The sequence below is a fragment of the Actinomyces sp. MRS3W genome, from assembly GCF_032465695.1.
GTDB lineage: Bacteria > Actinomycetota > Actinomycetes > Actinomycetales > Actinomycetaceae > Actinomyces.
Map to the genome: position 1 here is coordinate 1 of NZ_JAWDJJ010000245.1, position 6,890 is coordinate 6,890.

The 6,890-nt window shown below is 66.7% G+C and carries 5 protein-coding genes; 4 read left to right on the forward strand and 1 reads right to left on the reverse strand.

The window, feature by feature from the left end; all coding sequences use genetic code 11:
* Positions 1 to 179: 179 nt before the first annotated feature.
* The 4 genes from RWX45_RS09440 to RWX45_RS09455 are packed head-to-tail and all read left to right on the forward strand — an operon-like array spanning position 180 to position 5,754.
* Positions 180 to 1,793, forward strand: a complete 1,614-nt coding sequence (locus RWX45_RS09440) for an ABC transporter permease subunit (RefSeq protein ID WP_316023477.1) — start codon at positions 180 to 182, stop codon at positions 1,791 to 1,793.
* Positions 1,794 to 1,817: 24 nt separating this feature from the next.
* Positions 1,818 to 2,744, forward strand: a complete 927-nt coding sequence (locus RWX45_RS09445; protein ID WP_316023478.1) for a sugar ABC transporter permease — start codon at positions 1,818 to 1,820, stop codon at positions 2,742 to 2,744.
* A 27-nt stretch (positions 2,745 to 2,771) separates the two neighbouring features.
* The gene (locus RWX45_RS09450) at positions 2,772 to 4,703 is read left to right on the forward strand and encodes a glycoside hydrolase family 13 protein (protein WP_316023479.1); all 1,932 of its coding nucleotides are present in this window, start codon (positions 2,772 to 2,774) and stop codon (positions 4,701 to 4,703) included.
* A 31-nt stretch (positions 4,704 to 4,734) separates the two neighbouring features.
* Positions 4,735 to 5,754 (forward strand): LacI family DNA-binding transcriptional regulator, encoded by a 1,020-nt coding sequence (locus RWX45_RS09455; RefSeq protein ID WP_316023481.1) that lies wholly within the window; start codon positions 4,735 to 4,737, stop codon positions 5,752 to 5,754.
* Positions 5,755 to 6,302: 548 nt separating this feature from the next.
* On the opposite strand, the gene RWX45_RS09460 is transcribed toward RWX45_RS09455, so the two are convergent.
* The coding region (locus RWX45_RS09460) for a glycerate kinase (RefSeq protein ID WP_316023480.1) at positions 6,303 to 6,890 on the reverse strand (588 nt) is incomplete at its 5' end.

Below are 6,890 nucleotides of genomic sequence, written 5' to 3' on the forward strand. Positions count from 1 at the left end.
CCCTCACCGCGCCCGCCGCACCCGACCCGCCCCCGGTGCGGCTACCCTGCCTGCCTTCTTTCCCTGCTGACGCGCCGTGTCGGCGCCAGCCATGTCAGTCTTCCCAACTTCAGTCTTCTCAGTAAACGGCACCCGGTCCCAATGCTGCTACCGGTCCGCCCATGAAAGGTCTCCCGACGATGACGTTAACGTCACCCACTGCTCGCAAACGCGGGCGCCGCGTAGCCAAGCGCGCGGCAGTTCGAGAAGGCACCACGACGATCCGCTCCGTGCTCGGACGCGTGCTCGTCCTCGGCGCTGCCCTGGCCCTCGCCGCCTACCTGGTGCCGCTACTGGTCGCCGGGAAGATGTGGCTGTGGCTGGTCATCGTGGTGGCAGCAACCGTAGCCATCTTCATTCTGTACTCCACCAGGCGGTTCGTCCCCGGCAAGTACTTCTTCCCCGGCACCTTCTTCCTCTCCGTCTTTCTCATCGTGCCGATCGTCATGACGATCCAGACCGCCTTCACCAACTTCGGTGACGGTTTCCGCGGTACCAAGGAAGAGGCCATCACCACCATCACCAACAACTCCGTCATCCAGGCACCGGACTCGCCGCTGTTCAACCTCTCCGTGGGCACGACGGGCAGTGCCGAGGAGGGGCCCTTCACCTTGTTCCTCGTGGACACCGACACCGCCGAGGTGCTCTACGGCGCAGACGGGGAGACCGTGCAACCAGCCACCGACGTTGAGGTCACCGTCACCGACGGCTTCGTCACCGCTGCCGACGGCTACACCATTCTCACGGCCAAACAGATCAACACCGCCTACGATGCCATCAGCCAGCTGACGCTCTCGGTGTCCGACACCACCGCTATCAAGGTCCAGGGCGTGCGCGCCGCCTTCGAGGGCACCAAGACCATGGTGTACGACGAGGCCACCGATTCCATCACCAATACCCAAACGGGCGACGTCTACACGGTGCAGAGGGTCGGCAACTCCGAGTTTTACGTCAACGCCGCCGGCGACCGGCTCGCCCAGTCCTGGAAACAAAACGTCGGCTGGGCCAACTTCGAGCGCCTGCTGGGCAATCAGAGCCTGCTCAAGCAGCTGGGTGGCGCCTTCACCTGGACCCTTATCTTCGCCGCCGGCTCCATGCTGCTCACCTTCCTCCTGGGCTACTTCCTGGCCCTCACCCTCAACGATGATCGCATCCGCGGCAAGAAGCTGTACCGCTCCTTCCTGCTGCTGCCCTACGCCGTCCCCGGATTCATTTCCCTGCTGATCTGGTCGAACTTCTATAACCGGGACTTCGGCCTCATCAATGAAACCCTCAACCTGCACATCAACTGGCTGGGTGATCCCACGTGGGCGAAGGTCGCCGTGCTGCTGACCAACACCTGGATGGGCTTCCCCTACATGTTCATTGTGTGCACCGGCGCCCTGCAATCGATCCCCGACGACCTCAAAGAGGCGGCCCGCATCGACGGCGCCAGCGGCTGGCAAACCACCACGCGCGTCATCACCCCGCTGCTGCTGGTCTCGGTCGCCCCGCTGCTAGTGAGCACCTTCGCCTTCAACTTCAACAACTTCAACGCCATCCAGCTACTCACCGAGGGCGGTCCCTTCGCCGCCGGCGAGTACACGCGCGGCGGCACGGACATCCTCATCTCCATGGTCTACCGCATCGCCTTCGGAGGCTCGGGGGCCGATTACGGCTTCGCCTCGGCCGTCTCCGTCATCCTGTTCATCATTACCGGCGTCCTCGCCGCGGCTCAATTCACCGCGACCCGCCGCCTCGAAGACATCAACTGAGAGCCGGAAGGGACTGAATGACTCATGACTGAAACCACAGCCACAACCGCCGCCTCCGCTGTCAAGGATCCGGCCGCGCCGATCAAGCAGAACCGCCAGCCCTTCGGCCGCTGGTTCCAGGAAGTCGGCTGGCGCCACATTGTCGGAGTGCTTGCACTCATCTTCGCCGCCTTCCCAATCCTGTATGTCATTTCGGCCTCCCTCAATCCGCTGGGCACGGTGGCCTCGACGTCTCTCATCCCCACCCGGTTCAGCCTCGTCAACTACGAGACGCTGCTGAGCGGTGCGAAGGGCCCGTTCACCCGTTGGTACCTCAACACGCTCATCGTGTGCGCGGTGGTGGCGGCCGCCCAGATCTTCTTCTCCGTCCTGGCTGCCTACGCCTTCAGCCGCTTCCGTTTCAAGGGACGCCGCGGGGGCCTGCTGGCACTGCTGCTCATCATGATGTTCCCCACCACCCTGTCGATGATCGCCATCTACACGATGATCTCCGATATCGGCGATGTGCTACCCACGATCGGTCTGAACACACTGCTCGGCTACTGCCTGGCCCTCATGGGCGGCGCACTGGGGCAGGTCTGGCTCATCAAGGGCACCTTCGACACCATTCCGAAAGAGCTCGACGAGGCCGCCATCCTCGATGGCTGCACCCACTGGCAGGTCTTCTACCGAATCCTGCTGCCTTCGCTCAAGCCGATCCTGGCCACCACCTTCCTCCTCGCCTTTGTCGGCATCATTTCCGAATTCCTCCTCGGCTCGATCTTCCTCACCGACGATTCGAAGAAGACCCTCGCCGTCGGCCTGTACGGCATGCTGTCGGGCGACCGGTCCAACAACCTGGGCATCTTCGCCGCCGGCTCGGTCATGACGATGGTTCCGGTCATCGCCCTGTTCCAGTACCTGCAGAAGTACATTGTCGGCGGCGCCACCGCCGGCGCGGTGAAGGGCTGAGCCATGGCCTGTTCGACGACGCGCTTTTTGTCCCAGCCGCATCATGACACCGGCCCGGCCTACCTTCTGGGTACGCACCAGCCGGGGGCAGAACTCACCGCTCGGCTCTGGGTGCCCGAGCCCTGGGAGCCCGAACGGGTCATCGTGCGCCAGGTGGTTGACGGCGAGCCGGCACTCATTCCCGCCACACTCGTCGCCAAGACTCGCGCCGGCTCCTGGTGGGAGGCCACCATCCGGCTGGTCAACCCGGTCAACCACTACCGCTTCCTGCTGCTCTCGCCGCACTCCGAACACCCCTACGTCTGGTTCCACGCCGCCGGTCTGGCCGACCACGACGTCCCCGACGCCACGGATTTCCAAGTTCTGGCCGACGACGATGCCCCCGACTGGGTGCTTGATGCGGTCTGCTACCAAATCTTCCCGGACCGCTTCGCCGCGCATACCCCTCCCCGTGAACGCATCGCGCCCGCGTGGGCGCAAGCGCACGAATGGTTGGAGGAGCCCCCGGTGGCGGGGCCGCCCAGCGGGGCGGCTTGGTACGGCGGAGACCTGGACGGTATTGCCGACCACCTCGACTACCTCCAGGAACTCGGCATCAACACGCTCTATCTCACCCCGATCTTCCCGGCGGGATCCCTCCACCGCTACGATGCCACGACCTTCGACCATGTCGACGAGCTCCTCGGCGGCGACGCGGCGCTGGTCCGGCTGTCCAGCGCCCTGCACGAACGCGGCATGCGACTGCTGCTCGATCTGACCACCAATCACACCGGGGTCGGACACGACTGGTTCCGCAGCGCCGTCGCCGATGAGCACTCCCCGGAGGCCGGCTTCTACACCTTTGACCGCCATCCCGACCAGTACGTCACCTGGATGGGGGTCAAGGAGATGCCCAAGCTCAACCACTGCTCCGACGCAATGCGGGACCGGCTGCTGCGAGGTCCCGACTCGGTAACCGCGCACTGGCTGCTACCACCGTTCAACGCCGACGGCTGGCGCACCGACGTGGCCAATATGACCGGGCGCAGCGGGATGGTCGACCTGGCCCACCAGGCGGCAACCGACATGCGCGCCACCATGCGGCAGGTCGAAGCCACCACCGGCCGCCCCCTGTGGCTGGTGGCCGAGCACGGACACGACGCCTCCGGGGACCTGACCGGCCCGGGCTGGCAGGGCACCATGAACTATCACGGTTTCACCCGGCCGCTATGGTCCTGGCTGGCCAGTCCCGACCCCGACGACGGTTTGACCTGGCTGGGCATCCCCACCGGGATCCCCTCCCTGCCAGCGCAGTCAATTGCGCAGGGGGTGCGCGAGTACGCCGCTCACATGCCCGCCACCTCCATCGCCCATTCCATGAATCTGCTGGGCTCCCACGACACTCCCCGAATCCGCACCGTGGTGGGCTCTCGTGAGGCGCAGCTGGTCGCGGCCACTGCCCTATTCACCGCACCGGGAGTGCCCACCGTCTTCTCCGGCGACGAGCTCGGCGCCACCGGGCGCACCGGTGAACATGCCCGCACCACCATGCCCTGGACCACGCCCCCAGGCACCACCCCCACCGACGATATTGGTCCCGTAGGCGCATGGGGAGCGGTCGACCGCGTCGTCCTCGAGCGTTACCGGCACCTGAGTCGGCTGCGCCATGAGCTTCCGGCACTGCGCCGCGGCGGCATGCGCTGGGTATACGCCGACGACGGCCTGATCGTCTGGATGCGGACCCACCCGGACGGCGACGTGCTGGTTGTGCTGGCCCGAGCCGCATGTGCACCGCTCAGTCTGCCCTTGGCCACACTCCCGGCCGGGACTGCCGGTGAGGTCGAGGCGATGGACGGCGTCGAGATCACCATCCTCGGCGACGCTGGCGGGGAGCTGACGATCCACGCCACCGCCCCCGGTTCCGCCATTGTGTTGCTGCACCCGGCGTTGCCCCGTTCAGAATGCGCCTACGCGCGGTGAGTCCGGCATGACTCCGCTTAGTATGGGCACCGTGCAACAGCGCATCACCCTCGCCGACATCGCCGAGCAGGCGGGAGTCTCCACGGCGACCGTGTCCCGTGTCCTCAACGGCAAGTCAAATGTGGCGGAAGTGACCCGCCGCCAAGTACTCGTCGCCCTCGACCTACTCGGTTACGAACGCCCGGAGTCGCTCCGCCAGGCATCCAAGGGCCTCGTGGGCCTCATCGTCCCCGAGCTCTCCAACCCGATCTTCCCGCTGTACGCGCAGGAGATCGAACAGCTGCTCGCCCCGAGTGGACATACGCCGCTGCTGTGTACCCAAACTCCGGGTGGCACCAGCGAGGACGAGTACATTGAAATGCTCGTGGATCGGGGCGTGGCCGGCATTATCTTCGTGTCCGGACGCCACTCCGACACCGGTGGCGACGTCACACGCTACCAGCGGCTGCGCGAACGCGGCGTTCCCCTCGTCACCATCAACGGCAACGCGCCGACCATCAAGGTGCCCGGTTTCGCCACCGACGATCGAGCGGCGGCGCGCATGGCCGTCGATCACCTGGCCAGTCTGGGCCACACCCGTATTGGCCTGGCAATCGGTCCCGGTCGGATGGTGCCCGCCCAGCGTAAACGCGCCGGCTATGAGGACGGCATGCGTGCCAACCTGCCCGACCAGCCGCTGCGCATCGTGGAGACCCTTTACACCTATGAGGGCGGGGCCAGCGCCGCAGCCCGCCTGCTGGCGCAGGACTGCACCGGAATCGTGTGCGGATCGGACATTATGGCTCTGGGCGTCATCTCCGGAGTGCGTGCCGCCGGCAAGACGGTGCCGCAGGACGTGTCGGTCATCGGCTACGACGACTCCCCCCTGATCCCCATGACCAACCCGCCGCTGACAACCGTGCGGCAACCGGTCGCATCCATTTGTCGGGCCGCCGTCACCACGCTTCTGTCCGCCATCGGCGGTGAGGAGCCTGCCGACACCGAGCTGCTCTTCACCCCCGATCTCATTGTCCGCGGCTCGACGGCGCCGGCACCGCACACCCAGCTCTAGATGGTCGCTTCCGTCCGCCCCCCTTTCACCGAAACCGGCACTAATAACGTGCCGAGACCGGTCGATGTGGTTGTGGTTGCCGGTGCGCGCTAGTGCTGAGGGGATGGGTTCTAGCTGCGCGAGCCCGCCCAGCCCGGAGGCAGGCGACCAGGGCGCCGGCACCTGGGCCTGCCGTCTCGGGGCGAGTACAACCCCTGTGGCCCGAGACCCCACGTAAACCGAAGGTTTGGGGCCCGACGGGTCGTATTCGCACTCCGCTTGTCGGAGCGTGCCCAGCCCGCGCGTCCGACGCAGACCCCACGGGCGACTGCCACACCGCATCAAGAACGCCCATCAAGCACCGACACACACAGTCGATGCCCTGGGCACCGCGGGCATGTTGAGCCCCGGCAACTCCGCCTCGTCATATCGACCGGTTTCGGCACGTTATTTGTGCCGGTTTGGGCACGTCACAAGTGCCGGTTTGGGCACGTTATTAGTGCCGGTTTCGGTGACACCATGCCACGAGCCAGCCGCGACACGCTGGCCCTCGCACCGCACCCCCAGCTCTAGCGGCGCGACCAGGTGCGGGCCAGCCGGCCGCCGGCCGCCACCAGACGGTCACGCAGCCCAGCGTCGGTCCTCCACGTTGCCGCGTCGGTACCGGGCTGCTCCAACGTGTAGGCGGTGACGACGCCGGCCGCGGCAAGTTCGCCACGCGGAGCTGCCAGCCTGCCGGCCACGAGCACCGTCGGCAACGCCTGCGCGCCGGCCGCCTCACCGACCACCGCCGTCACGCAGTCGGCGACGACGTCGTAGACCTCACCGGCCGCGGTGACCACGAGATCCTGGTTGGCCACCGCATCCTCCAGCCCTTCCAGCGCTGACATGACGCGCGCCCCGGGCAGCGCCCGGGCGCCGAGTGCGCGCAGCACCAGGGCGGCGCCGCCGCCGGCACCGGTCCCGCGCGACGTCACCGACAAGACCGGTGCCGCCCCGTCGCCGGCGATGGGCAGCGACCTGGGGCGGCTTCCCACCGCAGACAGTATCCGCGCCGCCGCAGCGCAGGCGTCGCGATTGAGCGCCTGGGCCCGCTCGCCGGTCAGTGTGGTCACGGCGGTCAGGTTCTGCCCGGCCCCGGACACGCCACCCAAGGG

What these genes read in the sequence shown, in the direction of transcription:
- RWX45_RS09440 (WP_316023477.1), top strand. Translation starts at nt 180, where the DNA reads ATGACGTTAACGTCACCCACTGCTCGCAAACGCGGGCGCCGCGTAGCC.
- RWX45_RS09445 (WP_316023478.1), top strand. Translation starts at nt 1,818, where the DNA reads ATGACTGAAACCACAGCCACAACCGCCGCCTCCGCTGTCAAGGATCCG.